This is a genomic window from Flectobacillus major DSM 103, from assembly GCF_000427405.1.
Taxonomy (GTDB): Bacteria; Bacteroidota; Bacteroidia; order Cytophagales; family Spirosomataceae; genus Flectobacillus; species Flectobacillus major.
In genome coordinates, this window is sequence record NZ_KE386491.1 from 453,070 (window position 1) to 473,565 (window position 20,496).

Genomic DNA, 20,496 nt, shown 5'->3' on the forward strand with positions numbered 1-20,496 from the left:
AAAATCAAGTTATGCTTTGGCTTGTATGATTTTCTGAATAATATGAGTTGCATGAACTCTCGAATTTTCTATAAAGAGCGAATGCGTATTCATACCACCACAGATAACGCCTGCTAAATAAACGTTAGGTAAATTTGTTTCTTGAGTATTTTCATCATAAAATGGTTTTCGGATGTCATCATCTGACAATTCAATGCCTATTTTTTGTAAAAATGCCAAGTTGGGTTGATACCCTGTCATGGCAATCACATAGTCGTTTGGAATCGTAACCAAGCCCTCGGGCGTATTAATATCCACTTCGTTTTCCCGAATAGCGGCTACAGTAGCATTAAAATAGCCCTTAATAGAACCTTCTGCAATACGGTTTTCAATATCGGGTTTGGCCCAATATTTTACCCTAGCACCAATACCATCGCCTTTTATTACCATGCTTACATTGGCACCTTTTCGCCATGTTTCCAAGGCTGCATCTACTGCCGAATTATTAGCTCCAACAACCAATACATTTTGCATAGAATAGAAATGAGGTTCTTGATAATAATGGGTTACTTTGGGCAAATCTTCCCCCGGTACGTTCATCAAAAAAGGAATATCATAAAACCCCGTTGCTATAACAATATGACTGGCTTGATAGGTATTTTTAGGAGTTTTTACTTGGTATTGTGTTTCAAAAGGAGTTACGGCTTGTACTTCTTCAAAAAGGTTTATTTTCAAGTTTCTGTGCAAAGCCACACGGCGGTAATACTCCAAAGCTTCTGAACGAGTGGGCTTGGCATTATTAGATACAAACGGAACATCGCCGATTTCTAACCTTTCGGAAGTACTAAAAAAGGTCATATTGGCAGGGTAGTTGTACAACGAATTGACCAAACAGCCTTTTTCAAGAATCAAATAAGTAAAGCCAGCTTGTTGGGCTTCGAGGCCACAAGCCAAGCCAATAGGGCCAGCCCCAATAATAATTAAGTCGTAGTTGTTCATCTTTTATTTTTACTCATGGCAGAGTAATATTTGTTCATCATTTCACGGTCTTTTCTAATTGCCTCAAGATTCATGAAAATAGAATTTTTATTATCGTTAACTCCCTTAATAAGAGCTTGAGGGGCTATATGATTATAATAATCTAAGGCTTTATTTAGTTCCACTTCGGCCTGATTCAGCAAGCTAAAGAGCTGTTCTTTATAAGTAAGTGCAGTTTGCTGTTGCTGGTGGGGTATTTTGTTTTCTCGTATTTTCCGAGAAATAGCGGTATAGTTTTCTAAAATCTGGGTAGATTTCATGGCATAGTGGAAGCCCAAAGTATTATAAGCGTTGTTGTTGTTAGGGTCGTGTTGTAAAATACGCTCTTGGCTGCTGACAACCCTACTGGTAGAATCAAGCTGCTCAAAAGTTAATAGTGTCTTTCCAAGTGGGAATTTACGACTATACCGAAAAGGAGGGCCTTTGATAAATTCTTTTTCGGTAATGATATTATCTGACAGTTGCCAGAGTGGGTCGAATGGATAATGAGTCAGCAAAAACTGCGAAGGTATTGTAAGGTAAAAATCCCAAGTTTTGCGTTGCTGAAATTGGTCATTAATCATAGCTCCAGCACTCCAAGTGAGGTCTATTAAATACCATTTTTGATTAATTTTTACAGCATTCCACGCATGACTTTCTATTCTAAAAGTAGAATCTGCGGGGTTTGAAGAATTGCGAACTTTGCCAAACCCTTCAATAATTTGTGTTTTAAGACCTGCATATTGACATAAATCATAAAAAATATTGGCGTATCCACCACAAATAGCCTTTTTCGACGAAAGTACTACAGCACTCGACTGCGTATTGCCCAAATCTAGGGTTGGCAATCGCTCGTTGAAAGTAGCAAAATCGTAATGAATATTGTCGGTTATCCAATGAAAAATAGCTACCATTTTCAACGAGTCTGTCGGTTGTGTACTTGTCAGTTGTGCTGCGAGTTTTTTTACAGGGTTTTGAGAAAAACATTTAGGCAAAAAAGCGAGTAAAACAATGCTAAGGATGTATTTCATGAATAGTTATTTGATAATTAGTGAATTAATTGGTACATTAAGTCTTTTGTTGGTATTCATGAGGCTATTCCTAACATCCTGATTTTGACCTTTCATAAGAATAAACAGTTTTTTCGTAGAATGTTTACCGAAAACATAGAGTTATTAGTCAACAAGGGCTAATATCCTTTTATTCATTACATATATCAAGCCCCACTAACTATTTGACAGACAATTTATTGCCAAATATGATATAACTAAATTTCCAGCATAGTCATTTAAAAATACCTACGAATAATGAAATTATGGTAATAGCCCTAAAATATCAGTATTTTTGTTTCCTCACATGACCCTTTATTCAATATGAAAGCAATTTATCAGTACGTTTCAATTTTTGCTATCGCAATTTTGTTTACCAGTAAAACTTATGCACAAGATACCCCCAAAGGTATTACCATTTTATCTTATAATCATGTAGGTTTGGCGGTAAAAGACCTTAAAGTAAGCTCTGCTTTTTATCGAGAAATAATAGGGTTAACACCTGTAAGTGTACCCGATAATTTATTGTCTATTCGACGTTGGTTTCAGATAGCACCAGGGCAAGAACTCCATTTGTTATTGGGGCGAAACGAGCCTGTAAGCAACAATGACAAAAATGGGGCTCACTTTTCATTGAGTATTCCGACTAATTCAGCCGATGGAATAGAAGCTTTTTTGAAAAGTAAAGGCATAGCCTATCATCGCCAACAACGTTTTGATGGAGCTTTTCAAATTTATGTAACCGACCCCGACGGCTATGTAATAGAACTAAACGAGCCAAAGAGATAGTAGTTAAGTACAAGAGGTGAAAGATGCGTATGAATTCTTGAAATTATAGTTGACTATTCAATGATGATAAAAATAGAGACTTGAGTTTACAGTTTGGACTCTTACAATATCTAACTCCATATAACCAATAAAGCCTGCCAATGGTATTTGGCAGGCTTTGTTAAATAGGTAGGTTAAATATTGTTATTCGCTTTTTACTGATGATGCTCCCGACACATCGCTTCGCACCGAAGGTGTACCTATGTAACGTACCGACGATGCACCGCTTGCTTCTACATTCAATGATTTCTGGGCGTTTACACGTACACTTGTTGCTCCCGAAACATCTAGGTCGGCGTCTTTTGTACTAAATTCCAAAGCATTGAATTTACTGGCCCCAGAAGCTTCTAATTTCATGATGCCTCCTTTTCCTTTCAAGGTTACATTCGATGCTCCCGAAATATCAAATACAATTTTGTCGGCATTGAGGTTAAGCTCTGAATGTGATGCTCCCGAATAGGTAACTTTTAGGTATTCGAGGTCATTAAAACCCCATACTTTTGAACGAGTTGCTCCCGAAAAATCTAATGCTTTTAAATCTGGAAGAGTAATCGTAAAATGTACTCTTTTGCGGTTTTTTCCCCACGACCAACCGCTATTGTTTTTGTAAGAAGCCACCAAACGCTTTCCTTTGATTTTTACTTCAAGGTCGTTTAGGTCTTCTTCTCTTTCTGCTTCGACACTTACTTTGTACGAATTTCCTTGTGATATATCAACAATAAAGGCACTTGACATTTCGATTTCGTTGAAGCCCGATAAGTTAAAATCTTTTTTGCTTTGAGCAACTGCGAATGTACTGAATAAAATAATAGCACCTAAAGTAAGGGCACTGCGAAGGTAGGTTTGAAGTTTCATGTGTTTCGTATTTAGTTTTGCGTATATGATGCAAGTTTTGATTCATTCGTTGCATCAGATACTGATTTTTATTGAAATTTCTCAAAATATCCTTAATTAGCTCTTGCTGTACCTCAATCTGTAGGTGAATAGGTAATGCCTTTCAAATCGGGAGGCTGGTATGCCACAAGGATTTGTTTTATTGAAGAGAAAAAATATGCCAAATATATAAAATGCTTATAATCTGCAGTTTATATATTTGGCAATAAACGAAGTGTTCGTTTTTATTACAATTTTTGTTCTAAACCGAACACCTATTATTCGTCATTAGCTTTGGTAATGATGCCGTTGTCGGTTAGTGTTTTTTGTACAAGAGCGTCGCCTTTGTAGCGGATTTGAGCTACCTGTTTGGCTTTGGCTTCCAAGTTGTGATTTACTTTTACTTCGGCACGGGCGTTGTCGGTTACTTCTATTTTGGCATTGTCGGCTTCAAGGTCAAAGGCTTCTAAATGAGTTATGCCGAACCCTTTTACTTGAAGCTGGTTGGTGCGTCCCGAAAGTTTTATTTGATTATTGCCACGCATTTCTATAGATAACCTGTCGCCGTCAAAGTCTTTGAGGCTGGTAGTACCCACACCTTCCAAAATAGCAAGGTCGGTTAAGCGTGGTACTGTAATATGGATTTCGAGAACCGACTGGCTATTGTTTTTATTTTTACTACTAATTTTTAATCTGTTATTGACCACCTCAGCTTTAATTTGTTCTACAAACTGCTGTGTTCCTGCAACCTCTACTTTGTAGTTTTCGCCCTGTTTAACTACCAGAGTGGTTACGCCTACCAAGTCGGTTTGAATTGCTTCAAAGTCTTTTAGCGGGAGTTTTTGTACAAATTGTGAAGATGAGAAATCGCTTTCATCATCAAAACTGTCATAATTGTTATCATTAGAGTATTCTATAGGAAACCTATTGAGGCATTCTAGTTCACCATTTTTATTAAACTGCCAAAGCGAGCCTTTGAAAAGGTTTTTGTCTGTGTCGAAATACTTGTTTGGTACTCGGTTTTCGATAAAGTAAGCAAACTGGCGTGTCATACTGAAGGGCTTTTCGAAAGGAATATAAAGCTTCATTTTAACACGTTGGTCACGGAAACGAGCATTTTCGGTAAACTCAAACTTATTGTCGAACAGCAATACCGAATCTTTATTAACCACCGAATAGGTAATGGCTAAGGCATTCTTTTCGGCATCTTTTTTGTCTTTTCCTTTGGCTCTTATTTCTTTTTCTAGTTTAAGCTCTGTGCCTTCGTAGCCAATAAGTTCGAGATTGGTTTCAAAGCGGAAGTTATCATCAATATTTTTGCTATCGAGTAAAGGCGTTTTTTTACCAAAATTATAAGTTATCGTATTTTCGATAGACGATGTACGGGCAAAGTTTTTGGCGTAGCGTACTCCTGTGTACATACTGGCAAACAAACCAACAAAGAAGATTCCAAAAAGACTCTGCCAAATAACTGGCGTAAACAAGCTACGGCGTGTAATCAATGAAATACCTGCCAAACCTACCATAGTAGTAGGAACAATAGCCGCCAAAAAACCACCAATAAACATGATAGGAGAGGCATCTCGTGCAATTAGGCCAACAGGTAGGTCGTCGCCAATAAAAACATGACCGTTTTCTAAAGCTGTAATACCCACAAACAACGAGAAAAATAACACCAATACTGTAGCTAAGGCTGTTAATAGCATGATACTACCTGCACTAAAGCGTATGATTGTGGCAAAAAACGCTGCAATAGGGCCTACTGCTTTTACCAATTGTGATATGAGTCGAAACGGTAGCAACAAAAGTTTGGTGAGAGTATCCTCGGGTTTGTTTTCAGTAGACAAGGTTTTTTTGATATTCGATTCTATATTCTCTAAGGTAATAGGCTCGCCAGTCATCTGCATTTTATCGGTAATGGTTTTTGCTTCGGGGGCTATTATCCACAATATAAGATAGATAACAATGCCCGACCCAAACATGAATATCATTACAACAAAGATAAATCGTAACATTCCGAGGTCGAAACCCGTGTACGATGCTAGCCCACTAACCACACCACCGAGGACCTTTTGGTCGGGGTTACGGTAGAATTTCTTGATAGTATCGTCGTCTTCAATGTTGAAATTAGAAGGGAAAGCAATCCATGATGCTATGTATAGCACAAAAATTACCCCGCTCAATGGTGATTGTGTAACTGGCGAAAGGCCTATAAATAGCACCAAAAAGATAAGACGAACCCAAAGGGCATCTATGCCTAGATAATGAGCAAATCCTGCACAAACACCTCCCAAAAGTTTTCTTTTGGTATCTCTGAATAGCTTTTTGGGGCCATAAGGTGCTTGTTGTGAACCATTGTTTGATGATTTTTCACTTTGAGGGTTTTCAGAATAAGTGCTACTTGAGCCTTTTTCGGTATTGCTTTCTTCTGCCAAAAGGTCTTCTTCTTCTTGAATGGCTTCAAAATCAGAAACTGTTCCCATCGATGCAATCAACTCCTCTACGTCGTCGAGGGTAATGGCTTGGGTATTTTCCTTTTTTTGTTTGTCCCAAAATTTTTCGGCTATACGAGCCTCAATATCATGGATAATTTCTTTTGAGCCCTCATAAGAAGCAAAATGCAACTGAATAGCTTTGAGGTAATTCCCTAGTTTTTCGTAACCATCTTCTTCTATATAGAAAATGATACCTGCTATATTGATAGAAATAGTCTTTTTCATTGGAGTGATATTTTTATTGCTTAGCCAAGGTTAACACGCTGTGTCAAGCTTATAAGCAAGGTTTAAGGTTTACTTTTGGTATTATTCGTTGGCTGTATCGGTTGTGTTTGGGCTTGAGTCATCTTGTTCTTTATGATGATAAAACGAATCGTGAATTACTTGCCCTACCGATGCCTGAAGCTGTATCCAAGTGCTTTCTAGCTGCTCTAAGAATAGCTTGCCGTTGTCGGTTAATACATAGTATTTGCGTGGTGGCCCCGACGATGATTCTACCCATTTGTAATCTAAAAGACCTGAGTTTTTCAGACGAGTCAATAAAGGGTAAAGAGTACCTTCTACCACCATAATTTTGGCCGAAGTGAGTTCTTCAAGCATATCCGAGGCATATACCTCGCCTCTTGATATGATATGCAAAATGCAGAACTCCAAAATCCCTTTCCGCATTTGCACTTTTGCGTTTTCTAAATCCATAACATTGTATTTTATAGGAAAGCGATATACAGTATGCCCAATACATTAATCCCTTGGGCTTAATGTGCATGCTTTTGTTTTATTGCTTCATTAATTATTGATTCAAAGATATAAAAAGGTACTATGCGATGCAAGGTACTATAGGAAAAATATTTTCAATATTGGATAAAAGGCAAAAAAAAAGACATTTTTGGCAAAATGAATCTAGTAAGTGCTAGCAAGTGGCCAAAACTAATGCGTTTTGAAAGTGTATAAATAAGTTGATTTACTGGAGGTTATAGCACCAAGGTTTTGTTTGAATCGGAAAAGGCCTTCGTTGATTTGTCCTTGGGTCGACGAAATCCCCAAATCCAATATTTCATAGCCCTGTTCTTGGGCATATACATAAAGGGTTTCTATCAACATAATACTTGGGCTAAAAGGCAGGTAGTTGGCATGGTCGGCAGGGAGAAAATAATAAAGGATGTTGTTTTGTTGAACAACAATTAGGGTACAGGTAGCAATAAGCTGTTGCTTGTCATATACGACACATTGCTTGAACTCGGCTGAAAATTGTTGATGAAGCTGGATGAAATCGTTGAGCGTTAAACTAATTGGATAGTTTTTGCGAATACGTGCTGCTATAATAAACTGATAAATGGCCTCATAATTAAAAGGTTTTTTGAGCAACTGGGCTGTAATACCTGCTTGTCGGCATTTGTTCAAACGGCGTTTGGCCGAAGTGTGTAATTGTGTATAGAAAGGCTTTTCGGTAACTGCAAGGTGCTGATTGTGGTCGGTGTAACAGACCTGAAATCCTAATTCTATCAATATTTGATGTAGAATATTGCTATTAGCCTGATAGCAGGTGGGGCATTGTATGAGCTTTAGCGAAGAGCACCCTAAGGTAGATAAGTACTGAAGAATTTCCCTGACAAATTGTTGAATCTCGATAGCAGTAATCTGCCCACTAAGCTCAAAACCGCCAAAGCTTGCCCTGAGTGGGCTAACAGCCTGTGCGTGGGTTACCCAAATATGAATGGAGGCAAGGGCAATTTCCTGAGAATTATCTAGCCAATAAAACGAATAGGGCGACTCCGACGATTGACTTGGCCAGTGTTTGGGCTGATTGAATAAAAAACAATCAACGTCAATACCAAAGTTGGGTTGAGTATAAGGATATACTATTTTTAACATAGCAACAAGGTGTAGTATTGGTGGTTTATCGAAAGGCGTATTTATGCAAAATTTCTTTGAGCTGTACTGGCGTAAAAGGTTTACTTAAATAATCAACCATACCACACTCTAGGGCTTTGTCTCGTTGAGCTTTTAAGGCACTAGCAGTAAGGGCAATAATGGGCGTATTGTTATTTGGATTTTGGGTATTAATAATTTTGATAGTAGCCTCGTAGCCATCTAAAATAGGCATCTGAATATCCATCAAAATCAAATCATACTTTTTTTCTTGTGCTTTCTGAAAGGCTTCTAGCCCATCAAAAGCCACATCAAGATTCACTTGCCATTTTTCCAGCAAGGTACAAGCATATTTACGGTTAAGCTCATTATCTTCTACCAATAGTACGTTGAGCCCCTCAATGACAGGAACAATATCATCGGTTTTGGGAGGTGCAAAAGCTTGTAAGGCATTTGGTGTTATATTTTGAGGGTTCTTGACTTTTTTCAAAGGCAAGGTAAAAAACACTTTTGTTCCTTTACCTTCGGTACTTTCTACCCAAATTTTACCTTGTAAAAACTCTATAATCTGTTTACAAATCGACAATCCTAAGCCTGTACCAGGAGCTTTGATTTTATTTTTGTCGTGTAGTTGAGTAAATTTATTGAATACTAAGTCTACTTTGTCGGCAGGAATACCAATACCCGTATCAAAAACCTGAAATTCAAAAATTGTATCTTCTGCTGTATTTTCAAGCATTTTGGCTTTTAGGCCAATTTTGCCTTTTTCGGTAAACTTATCGGCATTGCCCAAAAGGTTAAATAATACCTGATAAATAAGGGTTTCGTCGGCATGATAATACTGCTCCATTCGCATATCTATCATAAAATCAACCTCCAAGCCTTTTGATACAACCTTCATTTGGAAGGTTTGCTGAATGGTTTTGAGCAAGCCACGAAGGTCAAAATCTTTGGGCTGGGCAGTAATTTTGCCAGCATCCATTTTAGCAATATCGAGGAGGTCGGTAATAAGATTGAGCAAAAATTGAGACGAGTTTTTGAGAATATCAAAATACTCTAACTGTTGGGCATCGGGCTTGGTATCGTACAATAAGTGCGTAATACCAATAATAGCATTGAGTGGCGTTCTGATTTCGTGACTCATATTGGCCAAAAACTGCTTTTCGGCATTACGAGCTTCCTCTATGGCCTGTTCGGCTAGTTTACGGTGAGTAATATCTCGAATAATATCGCGCGAGCCCTTATAAACGCCATTCTCGACAATGGCGGTAGCGTTTATTTCTAAATATCGGACAGCCCCGTCGCCTCTGATTACCCGCCCTACATAGTTTTGATAAAAGCCATCTGTTAGTAGTTTTCTAAGATAGATATTAGATTTTTCTCGGTCGTCGGGATGTACTAGCATACCCAAATCGAAGTGATTCATTTCGTCACGAGAAATACCTAGTATATCTAAAAAAGTATCGTTAGCGTCTTTGATTTGTCCTGTTTCTGAAATAATTCCTACCCCGTCATTTACGTTCATGAAAAGGTCTTGATAACGTTGTTTCGATTCTAGCAATTGTTGTTTGTATTCTGTAAACCTAAATAAAAGAGCTTTGGTTTGATAGCTTAAGCTTTGGGCACTAGTGTCATCGACAATATCTACCGCTACATCCATTTCTTTACAAAGCACTTCAATTACCTCTTTTTGACTTCTAATAGCCCTTCTAAGCTGTGAGTTTTGCTCTTGAGCCATCGTAATAAGGTGACGATGTTGGGTAAATTGCTGAAGTTGCCACTGATGAATCTGGCTACCAGTCACAAAGAGAAATGCACTGAGAGCTACAAGAACCAGTATGGTGTCGGGCAAAATTTGGTCTGAAGAAAGTATCAAATAATAACCCAGAAAAAACAGAATAATACAAAATAAATTATAAAAGAATCGCTCTAGGGTATTTAGCAAAAAAGATAGGTTGAAATACGAAACCGCTAAGGCCAAAACCAGTAGTTCGGCACCATAAAGCTTGGCAATAATAGCTCCTAGGTATTGAATAAAAGTAAGACCTGCTACCGATAGAATTATCCAGCGTTTGAGTATACCTTTTTCGTTGGATTGCTCAAGCCGAGCAATCGAAATATTACGGATTTTGCCCAGAACATAAAAAATACCTATTTCAAAACTAATCATAACACCCAAATAGGTGTCCCACCAAAAGGGGGTTAGAATATCTTTGAGTACCCAAAAATCACCAATACTTAGCACAGGAAGAGCCACAAGGCTCAGTTTTAGGGCAAGCTGAATCGCTTTTGACTGAAACGCTAACCGCTCGGTCTCAAATTCACGGAAGTGAGACTGAGGTAAGGGGGTTGAAAACCAATTTTTGATTGTTTTTAGAGGCACTGGGTTAGTATTTTGAGGTTTAAGCAAGGAATTTCCGAATAAAAATAATTGCTATTCGATTTTAAAAATCAAGGTTAATATAAGTAATATTTATTTTTTAGATAAAGCTTTTTTGATTTTGTCTCTGTTAAATCAAAAAAATCTTTTATTTTTTGTAAAAAAAGAAATACGGGCTACAATTTAAGTACTATCCCGTTCAAAAGCAAACAAGTGAAACTCCTATTAAAATGAAAAAAAGAAACTTTACCCTATTAAGTATCGTACTGATATTTACGATAAAAATGTATGCTCAGATTGTACCCAATAAGTGGATTTACGAGCAAAAAAAGTACTGGAAAATTCAGATTGCCAGCAAAGGTGTATATCGGATTTCTTTTGAGGAAATGCAAAAGAAAGGGCTTGGATTACAGCTTAATCCTGCTTATTTTCAGATGTTTAGAAGAGGTGAGGAGGTTGCATTACTCATAGAAAACAACAACGATACCTTATTTAATAGGGGTGATTCCTTTTCGTTTTTTGCTCTTCCCAATGATGGTAAGGAAGATACTCTTTTGTACCAAAAAAACAGTCATCAGCCTCAAATCGACTACAGTTTATTTACTGATACTGCTGCTTATTTTCTGGTTTATTCTCCTGAAGTACTTCATCCTAAACGTATTGTTTCGGCATCTATTGTACCTAATCTTGCTAAGATTCAGGAGGTACATTGGGATATACATCGACAAGTTTTTACCGATAATTATTTTGTAGGACTCACCGAAAAGGGGACATTCCCCAATGAAGAAATCTATGATAGCCATTATGTAGAAGGTGAAGGCTGGATGAGTCCAACGTATGGGGGTACAACACCACTGACCTATAATTTGCCTTTTACCAATGCCCAAACAGGTCAGTTGCATTTCTCCATTGGCTTGGTTGGGCAGGTGCTTGGCAAACAATGGGTTATTGTCAGTAATACATGGAATGACGAACGGGATTCTATTTTGTTGGAAGATGCTCGTCCTGTTGTATTTAACAAGACTATCGCATTCAAGGCCGATAATCCTAATCCTGTTTTTGCATTTACAATCCAAGGAACAAATACCACCAGTCGGTATGCCATTAGTACAATAGCGTGGAGGTATCCACAAAAGTTGGTATTGAACGAAAAAGAAAAATATTTGAACTGGCCTGAAAATAATAGCCTACAGCAGGTTTTGCTCGAATCCGCTAGCTCCAACTGGCAGTATTGGGATGTGTCGTATCAAAATCGGCCAGAGCTATTGACTACTTCTAGGCTATTTGCCAATCAGATTGTTTTAACAACCAATGCTACCCAAATTTATGCTTTTGAAACGCCTAAAAGCGTATTATCTATCAAGCCTGTAACTTTTGCTAGTATAGAAAAAGGGGCTGATTATTTGATAATTACAGATAGTAGCCTTCTCCAAAAATCTAATGCTATTGCCGACTACGCTCACTATAGAGCTTCAACAGCAGGGGGGCAATTCAAGTCTAAAATCCTTACGACCGAACAGCTCTATGACCTTTTTAGTTTTGGCGATAAATCTATCATAGCTCTACAACGCTATTTGGCATGGATGAAAATACCTTCCCAAAAGCAGTATGTATTTTTAATTGGCTCGTCGGTATATCCTCACAAAGCCCGAAAATCAGCGGCAATGTATGCCCTCGACCTTGTTCCAAACGTGGGCTGGCCAAGTTCTGACACCCCTTTGGTTATGGATTCGGTGGGCATAATGGGTATGGCGATAGGCCGTTTGGCAGTAACCAATACACAAGAAATAGAACAGTATTTGGCTAAAGTAAAAGAGTATGAAAATGTAGAAAGCTTGGGTTTGTGGCGAAAACGTTTTTTGCACCTGAGTGGTGGTAGGTATTTGTCGGAACAAAAACTATTTAAACAAAATCTGGATGAAATACAGCAAATAGCCCAATTAGCACAACATGGGTTGTATTTTTCTACGATAGCCAAAAAAACCGATGACCCCGTAGAGTTTATCAATACCGCTCAGCATGTTAATCAAGGGTTGGCTATGATAACCCTATTTGGACACTCGGCCATAGGCCAAGCCGACTTGGATATTGGCTATGCAAGCAACTCGGCATTGGGTTACAAAAACCAAGGGAAATATCCATTTGTACTGGTTAATGGCTGTGATGCGGGCGATTTGTTTTCGGGCAAAATAGCACTGGGAACAGATTGGATAACAACCCCAAACAAAGGGGCTATTTTGTTTTTGGCACATACACATACGGCTTATCCAGCCTATCTGCAAGGCTTTTCAAAGATGTTTTATACTCACCTCTTTCAAGACTCGTTGGGCTTAGCAATAGGCGATATTCATGCCAAAACGCTTGAATCGTTACATTTAAAAACGCTAAACAATGCTTATTGGCAAAGTACTTTACAGCAGTTTACCTTACAAGGCGACCCCGCTATTAGTTTGACGAAGTTTTGGCAAAAACCTGATTTGGCTTTTGCCGAGCATGGTATCGAAATAACAGAAGAGCCAGATTCTTTGAAAATCACTTTGATTGTCAATAATTATGGCAAAGCTCCCAAAACTCGTTGGGCTATTGCTGTTCGTTGTGCTGATGATAGCAAAACGCTTACTACTTATCGTTTTGAGCAACATATAGTACCTTTTTATAGCGATACCATTATCCTAAAAATTCCTAAGGGTATAACCCTTGCCCATCATAGCCTAAAAATGACGGTAGATTTGGACATCGATAACCAGCTAGATGAATGGCAGGAAAACAATAATACAGCCTTTTATGAATGGACATTTCGGTCGCCAGTGGTAAGTATTTTTTCACCCGAAAATTTTGGTATAGTCAATCATACAAAAGTACTTTTCAAGGGCTTTGTTGCACCTATTATAACCGATGGCATTAGCTTACAAATAGATACACTTATTAGCTATAATTCACCTTTTTGGCAGCAACAACGTTTGCTTGCCAAAGGTTATTTTGAGCAGGCGGTTACATTGTTGCCACAAGATTCGTTGACCTATTATTGGCAAATAGTAGATACACAACAAAAGGTATTGGCAAGTGGCTCGTTTACTTATTTGTCTGGTACAAAAGAGGGTTGGATGCACAATACTTTTGAGCAACTTCAGTACACTAATACCGACAAAAATGTTGTATTGCAAGATAGAAAATGGCAACAAAAACCGCTGAAACTTACTTTGAGTATGCGGATAAGTGGAGCTGATGTTTTACAGGATAATTATGTTACATCACTGGTAGTCAATGAACTACAGTATTTGGGTAATGGGTTGTGTTATCCTTGGAATAGTGTCAATGCTATCGCTTTTGATATTTCGCTACGACCCTATTCGGTGATACCAACGCTAAGTTGTGGCAATTCGCCTTACTGTATCAATAATTTGCATGAAAGCTTGTTGGTCAACCAAAACCCCATGATAGTGTATCTGAATGCCATCAAACAAAAGGAATGGGTTTTGTTGTTTAGTAGAGGCCGAGTCGATACCCAAAGCTGGTCGAGCGAAGTCTGGCAGGCGTTACAAGCTTTTGGGATTTCAATCACCCAACTAAAAGTCTTAAAATCGGGCTGTCCATTTGTGATTTTAGCACAAAAAGGAGGAATGGTAGCTTTTGAAAAATATGGTACTAGAACTACCGACAACTTACTTGTTGATAATTTTACCATAGAACAGGTTGCTTCTACATGTATGATTAAAAGCCCGTGGATAGGTTCGGCTAGGCAGTGGTATTTCCTGAAAAATCAGATAGAGTATGATTCGACACAAGCCACTTGGACAGTAGAAATCTGGGGCAAAACCGCAGAAGGCAATAGCCAAAAATTACAAGAATACCCCCGTGCCTCAGTCATAGATTTAACCTCGATACAGGCTAGTCGTTATCCTTTTTTACAGATTTGTTGGAAAGTAACCACTTTTGCTACAGCCAAGGTTATTCCTCAACTGCAAAAATGGGCGGTTTATTATCAGCCTTTGCCCGAAGGCATCTTATTAGAAAATAGGTCTCGAAAGGTGTTTCAAGAGCTTGAGCCACTGCATTGGCAAATGCAGTTCAAGAATATCAGCCAACAACCTTTTCAAGACTCGATTAGCGTAAAAATCGTTTTGCAAAACACACTGGGAGTACCCTTAAAAACCCAATATAAATTGCTAAAAAGTGTATTGCCCAACGATTCGGCTTGGGTAAATGTACTGATAGACAATGACTTGCCTTCGGGATATTATTGGGTAAGTATTGTAGCCAATCCTTATAGCCAACCCGAGCAGGATTATTCCAACAATACAGCCACTTTTGCTTTTGAGATACAACCCGACCAAACACCACCTGTACTTTCGGTAAAAATCAACGAAAGAATAGTGACTAATTACGAACCAATACTTGCACACCCACAAGTCGATATTTTGCTGGAGGACGAAAACCCCTTTCGGCCACTACCTCGGCAAGCCATACTTTTTGAAGAAAAACATTGTCGTTCTTGCTCATGGATACCGCTGCAACTTGGCGATTCGGTACAAACCCGTTTTTCTCGGTTTCCCAATCTGTTACATTGGCGATATTCCCCCCAAAGTTGGGTGAAAGATACCATCTGGATTCGGGTACAAGGTACAGATGCCCAGCAAAATCGGGCAGGAGTAGAGCCTTATCAAATAGCTATTTTGATAAAAAATGACACCAATACCATCAAAGTAAATGTTTGGCCCAATCTGTTACAGGCGTATAGTCGGTTCATTATTAGTGATATAACCGAAAAAAATACAGAAGGATTGATTCAAATTTGGGATATAACAGGGGTTTTACAAACCGAATGGCCGATTGTTTTGAATAGAGGGCTCAACGAAATAATTTGGGATGGCAAAGACCGAACTGGTAATCTTTTGTTAAATGGTATGTATTTTTACAAAGTAATTCTGCAAAATAAAGACACCATCTGGGCGTTGAGGAATAAGTCCGTTTTTGCAGGCAAAATTTTCATTTTCAGATAAATGCCATTAATCTTATGATGTTAACCGTTGATATTTATAGTAAAAATACTTGGTGGAAAATCGCCTTTTTAGCTTTCTGTGTGATTCTAGGGGCTTTTTCTTTGTATTTTACCGACAGAATTGTTTCAAAATTGGAAGAACGGGAAAAGCAACAAATACAGCTCTATGCCGAGTCGTTTAAGTTTATGATGACCAACGAGCTGGATAAAGATGTAAATTTCTTTTTTGAGAAAATCAAAAAGGCTAATGAAAATACTACTATTCCTGTGATTTTGAAGGACGGAGCGGGGTATTTGACGGCTTCAGAAAGTATTCAGATTCCTGAAGGACTAAACTCTAAAGAGCAACAGGCCTTTTTACAAGAAAAACTCAATGAAATTCTAAAAGATGATAATCCGCCCTTTGTACTCGACATGGATTTTCACAAAGAATATGTGTATTATGGCAATTCAAGGCTATTGAATATGCTTCGCTATTATCCTGTTTTTCAGTTGATTGTCGTGCTTATTTTTGGTTTGGCGGCCTACCTGTTTTTCGATGCCTCGCGGCGTGCAGAACAAAATAGGGTGTGGGTGGGGCTTGCCAAAGAAACAGCTCACCAGTTGGGTACACCGCTGTCGTCGTTAACGGCTTGGGTAGAGTATTTTAAATCCGACCCTAGTTATGACCCCGAAATTGTACGAGAACTAGAAAAAGACGTAGAACGCTTGGATGTTATTACTACCCGCTTTTCTAATATTGGTTCTGTTCCAGTTCTCAAAGAAGAAAATATTGCCGAAACAGTAGAGGTATTTATGAGTTATTTGAAACGACGAATTTCGTCGAAAGTTTCACTGACTATCGAAAATAGATTAGAGGCTTTTCCCAAGGCATCTATTAATAAATATTTGTTTGAATGGGTAATCGAGAATATTTGTAAAAATGCCGTGGATGCCATGAATGGGGTTGGAGCTTTGAAGATTACAATGGAAAATATCAAGCATAATCAAATAGCAATTGATATTACCGACACAGGCAAAGGTATCAGTAAACAAAATCTGAGCAAAGTATTTAGTGCGGGCTTTAGTACCAAAAAACGAGGTTGGGGGCTAGGGCTTACTTTGGCCAAAAGGATTATCGAAAATTATCATAATGGTAAGTTATTTGTAAAGCATTCAGAAGTCGGAAAAGGAACAACTTTTAGAATAGTAATAGATGGTGTTGTATAAAAAATGTGGCTTTTATATGCTTGAATATCAATTGCGTAGTTGTGTGTCCGCTTACTCATTCATGTAATAAATTGCTGATTGAAAAGTAGCGGCACTGTTGGATAATAGCTAAAAATACTTATCTTTGACACAAATGCCTGTAGGAACTGGAATAATTGACGGACTCTATCTATTATTCCAGTTCCTGTTTTTTTGATAAAAATCTTATGCTTCTGTAGTTACTTTAATCTTGATAGACAAAATAGGTTTTATTTTATGACTATGTCATAAACATAAGATTATATGGTTTTATTGGCAGGATTACATCAATAGTCATTTATTTTCTTCATTAGTAAAATATTCTTTCTTCGAAAAGAGTGACATCTATCTATTTTATAAAGTCGTATAATATTGTACGTTAAAAATTAAACCTGTTGTATGATGAAAAAAGTATCCTCATTATTAGTGAGTATTATGCTTTCGAGTGGCGTTCTTTATGCTCAAGACACAAAGCCTTATGTAGGTAATGCTATTAGTATTCAAGCTGGAACGTATGGCTTTGGGCTTGGAGTGGCTCATCAGCTAAAATCTGGGCTCAATGTACGACTGACGGCCGATTATCTGAATGTCAAAACTTTTGTAAAACCACCTATTAAGGTGAATTTGGGCGATGGGGCTTCTGATTTGAATATCAATCCTGATGTTACGTCCTTATTGTTTAGTGCCAAGTTTGACTGGCATCCTTTTCGCCAAAAGATTTTCAAGCTTGTAGCAGGGGCATCGTATGGGTCGGGTGATTTTTTGGTTGACGTTGAGCCTACTCAAAAAACAGGGCGGTTTAAATTAACCAAGGATGTTGAACTCGATGCCGAAGAATTTGGTACAGCCAAGTTGATCGTAACAGGTAACAATATCAGACCCTACTTAGGACTTGGTTTTGGCCGAGCTATTCCCAAAAAGCGATTAGGTTTTGGCGTAGATTTAGGTGTTTACTATTCGGGTTCGCCCAAGTTGGCGGTTGCAAGAACAGGGCTTATAGAGTCTATCTTGACCGACCAAAATATTGCCGATATTGAGCGAAATGTAAAAGGGTATGCCTTTATGCCCAACTTAACTTTTAGCCTTACTTACAAAATTGGTCAATAAGCTTAACACTTATCAATCATCCATTAAACATTTATCTTATGAAAAAGTATATATATACAATCCTTACTGTAACAGCGATTATGTTCTGGTATGCTTGTACTTCTCCACTAGAGGGTATTACCCTAAAACTGCCCGTTGCCCTGGCCAACTCCAATGTAATTGTGGAATTTAAGCCCGATAATAAAGATGCAGGTACACTTCCCAAAGATTTGAAAATTACAATAGCAGGCATTGATTCGGCCAAAGTTGTTAATAGTGTAGGAGGCAAAACCTTTAGCGTAAAGCAAAATATACTAACTCTGGCAGCCAAACCTACCGAAACGCCAAGTGCTAGCTCGCCCATAAAATTCAAGGTGATTGCTGAAGCTGAAGGGTATTTAAGAAGTATTACGTCTGTCGAAATTACCAGTACTACCGACCAAGTCGTCACTGTAGCGTTAACCAAAATATCAGCTCCTCCAGTGGGGGTTACTGTTGCACAGCAGCCTGCTACAGTAGCAAGTTCGGGAACTACCAGTGCGGCTATTGCCGTAACAACCCCATCAACTAATGGTGTTGCCGAAAAAGCATCTATCAATATTCCGAGTGGAACAACCATGTCGGATGAGAATGGAAAGCCTGTTGGTGGCAATATCAATATTGTGATTACAAAAGCCGATGCTACCCAAACACCCGTAGCAGTTAGCTTGGCCAATGTTGATAAGGTTTTGGACAAAAATAACCAACCTATTCCTTCATTCAATATTATACCAATTGTAGGAATGAATATAGAGATGTCGAACGAACAAAACCAGAAAGTGAAGAAGTTTTCGGGTCAGATAGATGTTCAGACAGAATTACCTGCTGGAGCAAAAGACCCTTCGACGGGTAAAATCCTTCAAGAAGGTGATTTGATAGCCATTGGCTCGTATGACGAAGATACAAGGATATTCAAATACGAAGGCTCGGTAAAATTGGTAAAAAACGCTGCAGGAAAACTAGAAGCCAAAGGTACTATTAATCACTTAACTTCTGTGTTTTTTGCCTCGTTTGGGAGTATAACGGTATCGGGCAACACTAATTCGGCCGAAGATTTGGCCAAAGCCCAAGCGGCTTTTGGGGCTACTATTACCAGCGAACAAATAGCTAGTATTCCGAGTTATTTTATATCGTTTGGCGGAGCTGTTGCCCAATATGGTAACGACCGATTCGAGGTGATTATCAATGATGGTATCCTGACTTTTGCTACTACCGACCGTGTCAATAACAAGGTAGTAACGCCCAATACAATTACAAAAATTGAGGTTAGAGATATTAATGGCAGTTCGATTATTTCGGTGAGAAATCCTTTTTCTCTTACTAATAGTGTAACACTCGACCTTCCTGTACCTAGTAATGTAATAGAACTAAGAGCTAACCTGAAATGTAAAAAGGCAGGTGAAAGCTCGAATGCCGATAATATTCACATGTATGCACGAGTAGCGGGTTTGTCGGGCGACTATTTTTATATTGGAAAAGCCATCAGAAATACAGAAGGTTTAATTACGGCAAGTTCTACGCTTTTGAGAAGAGGAGGTACTTACGATTTTAAATTTGATGTAGGTGGTACACTCTTTTATTATGATAACCAAACCGTAACCAATGGTAGTGTTCATTCGATTGATAGCACTATGCCCGATATTTTGTGTAAGTAATAGTTTATCTGTAGAATAGAAAAACATGAGTCATCCCAAATTTAGTGGATGAGTGATTATGTTTGAAGATGCTTTTCACCAGTAGAGATGTAATACTGTGCGGCTAAAGATGAATCATTTAACAAGTAAAAGGCGTTCGAAAAACTAATTTCGAACGCCTTTTGCTTGAATAGCCCCTAATTTTCTATCATTTGAGCGATTGATAAGCCTCTTCAATAAATTCGGGATGACTCATGTTTTCGGTAAGAATAATTCAATTATATATTTTTATGGAGAATGTCACTAATCTTTTACAAACTCACCATTGGCTTTTAATTCGATTTCGTCGCTCACAACAGCAGTAGGTGTTTTGCCAAGTTCAAAATCTGAACGTTTGATATTACCCACAACTTTGAATCCTGCTAATTTTTTATTGCTTCTCGGATTTACACCTGTACCATTTAGGGTGGCATCTAAGGTAATAGGTTTGGTTATACCGTGCAAAGTGAGGTCGCCATTGATTTTAAATTTCTTGGCATCAACTTTCTGAACAGAAGTACTTTTGAAAGTAATAGTAGGAAATTTGGCTGCATCAAAAAAATCGGGGCTTTTTAAATGATTATCTCTCATATCGTTGTCGGTATTGATACTGCTAACATCGGCGGTAAGCTCAAATACTGCATCCGAGAAATCATCTTTTGAAGAAGTAATAGTAGCATCTACTTTTTTGAATGAACCCTCTACATCCGATAATAACATGTGAACAACACTAAATGATACTTTCGAGTGAGATTTGTCGAGCGACCACTTTTGGGCAAAAGTGCTCATAGATACCAATAGGACAAGCGAAAGAATGGTGATTTTTTTCATGGTAATGATAGTTTAACGGGTTAAAAAGAAATCAATATGACCATTGGCAAAATACCAATAGCAGGTAACTTAGAAAATGCTAGCGTGTTGTATTGTTTCATGAAATACTTGAAATAATACAAAAAGTAAAATAAAAGGATAGTTTTTCTAC

Annotated in this window: 13 protein-coding genes; 5 read left to right on the top strand and 8 right to left on the bottom strand. The window is 38.2% G+C overall.

The genetic code is table 11. The features are described 5' to 3' along the window. Window positions 1-9: 9 nt before the first annotated feature. Entirely contained in the window at window positions 10-978 is a 969-nt protein-coding gene (locus FLEMA_RS0103795) for a YpdA family putative bacillithiol disulfide reductase (protein ID WP_026994314.1), read from the bottom strand. After that, window positions 975-2,027 carry a transglutaminase domain-containing protein gene (locus FLEMA_RS0103800; RefSeq protein ID WP_026994315.1) on the bottom strand — a complete coding sequence of 351 codons (1,053 nt, stop codon included), beginning with the start codon at window positions 2,025-2,027 and terminating at the stop codon, window positions 975-977. The genes FLEMA_RS0103795 and FLEMA_RS0103800 overlap by 4 nt, the downstream gene beginning before the upstream one ends. A 342-nt stretch (window positions 2,028-2,369) precedes the next feature. On the opposite strand from FLEMA_RS0103800, the gene FLEMA_RS0103805 reads away from it, so the two are divergent. Continuing rightward, window positions 2,370-2,834 (top strand): VOC family protein, encoded by a 465-nt coding sequence (locus tag FLEMA_RS0103805; RefSeq protein WP_026994316.1) that lies wholly within the window; start codon window positions 2,370-2,372, stop codon window positions 2,832-2,834. Between the two features lie 183 nt (window positions 2,835-3,017). Here FLEMA_RS0103805 and FLEMA_RS0103810 read toward each other — a convergent pair whose 3' ends face one another. The 5 genes from FLEMA_RS0103810 to FLEMA_RS67405 all read right to left on the bottom strand — a co-directional run bounded on the left by FLEMA_RS0103810 (window position 3,018) and on the right by FLEMA_RS67405 (window position 10,493). Next, the gene (locus FLEMA_RS0103810) at window positions 3,018-3,728 is read right to left on the bottom strand and encodes a head GIN domain-containing protein (RefSeq protein ID WP_026994317.1); all 711 of its coding nucleotides are present in this window, start codon (window positions 3,726-3,728) and stop codon (window positions 3,018-3,020) included. A gap of 296 nt (window positions 3,729-4,024) precedes the next feature. Next, window positions 4,025-6,466 carry a PspC domain-containing protein gene (locus FLEMA_RS67400; protein WP_026994318.1) on the bottom strand — a complete coding sequence of 814 codons (2,442 nt, stop codon included), beginning with the start codon at window positions 6,464-6,466 and terminating at the stop codon, window positions 4,025-4,027. 81 nt (window positions 6,467-6,547) lie between these two features. Then, complete coding sequence (locus FLEMA_RS0103820; protein ID WP_026994319.1) at window positions 6,548-6,937, bottom strand: PadR family transcriptional regulator; 390 nt, start codon at window positions 6,935-6,937, stop codon at window positions 6,548-6,550. Between the two features lie 231 nt (window positions 6,938-7,168). Then, complete coding sequence (locus FLEMA_RS0103825; protein ID WP_026994320.1) at window positions 7,169-8,113, bottom strand: GNAT family N-acetyltransferase; 945 nt, start codon at window positions 8,111-8,113, stop codon at window positions 7,169-7,171. 25 nt (window positions 8,114-8,138) lie between these two features. Continuing rightward, window positions 8,139-10,493, bottom strand: a complete 2,355-nt coding sequence (locus tag FLEMA_RS67405; protein ID WP_144080035.1) for a hybrid sensor histidine kinase/response regulator — start codon at window positions 10,491-10,493, stop codon at window positions 8,139-8,141. Window positions 10,494-10,720: 227 nt separating this feature from the next. Between FLEMA_RS67405 and porU2 the strand changes: the two genes are divergently transcribed. The 4 genes from porU2 to FLEMA_RS0103850 all read left to right on the top strand — a co-directional run bounded on the left by porU2 (window position 10,721) and on the right by FLEMA_RS0103850 (window position 19,496). Continuing rightward, complete coding sequence (porU2, locus tag FLEMA_RS0103835) at window positions 10,721-15,490, top strand: putative type IX secretion system sortase PorU2 (RefSeq protein ID WP_026994321.1); 4,770 nt, start codon at window positions 10,721-10,723, stop codon at window positions 15,488-15,490. 14 nt (window positions 15,491-15,504) lie between these two features. Next, window positions 15,505-16,698 carry a sensor histidine kinase gene (locus FLEMA_RS0103840; RefSeq protein WP_026994322.1) on the top strand — a complete coding sequence of 398 codons (1,194 nt, stop codon included), beginning with the start codon at window positions 15,505-15,507 and terminating at the stop codon, window positions 16,696-16,698. Between the two features lie 417 nt (window positions 16,699-17,115). Beyond that, window positions 17,116-17,823 carry a hypothetical protein gene (locus FLEMA_RS0103845; RefSeq protein ID WP_144080036.1) on the top strand — a complete coding sequence of 236 codons (708 nt, stop codon included), beginning with the start codon at window positions 17,116-17,118 and terminating at the stop codon, window positions 17,821-17,823. 38 nt (window positions 17,824-17,861) lie between these two features. Then, window positions 17,862-19,496, top strand: coding sequence for a hypothetical protein (locus tag FLEMA_RS0103850; RefSeq protein WP_026994324.1), 1,635 nt, complete (start codon window positions 17,862-17,864; stop codon window positions 19,494-19,496). A gap of 282 nt (window positions 19,497-19,778) precedes the next feature. On the opposite strand, the gene FLEMA_RS0103855 is transcribed toward FLEMA_RS0103850, so the two are convergent. Continuing rightward, window positions 19,779-20,345 (bottom strand): YceI family protein, encoded by a 567-nt coding sequence (locus tag FLEMA_RS0103855; RefSeq protein WP_026994325.1) that lies wholly within the window; start codon window positions 20,343-20,345, stop codon window positions 19,779-19,781. Between the last annotated feature and the right edge of the window lie 151 nt (window positions 20,346-20,496).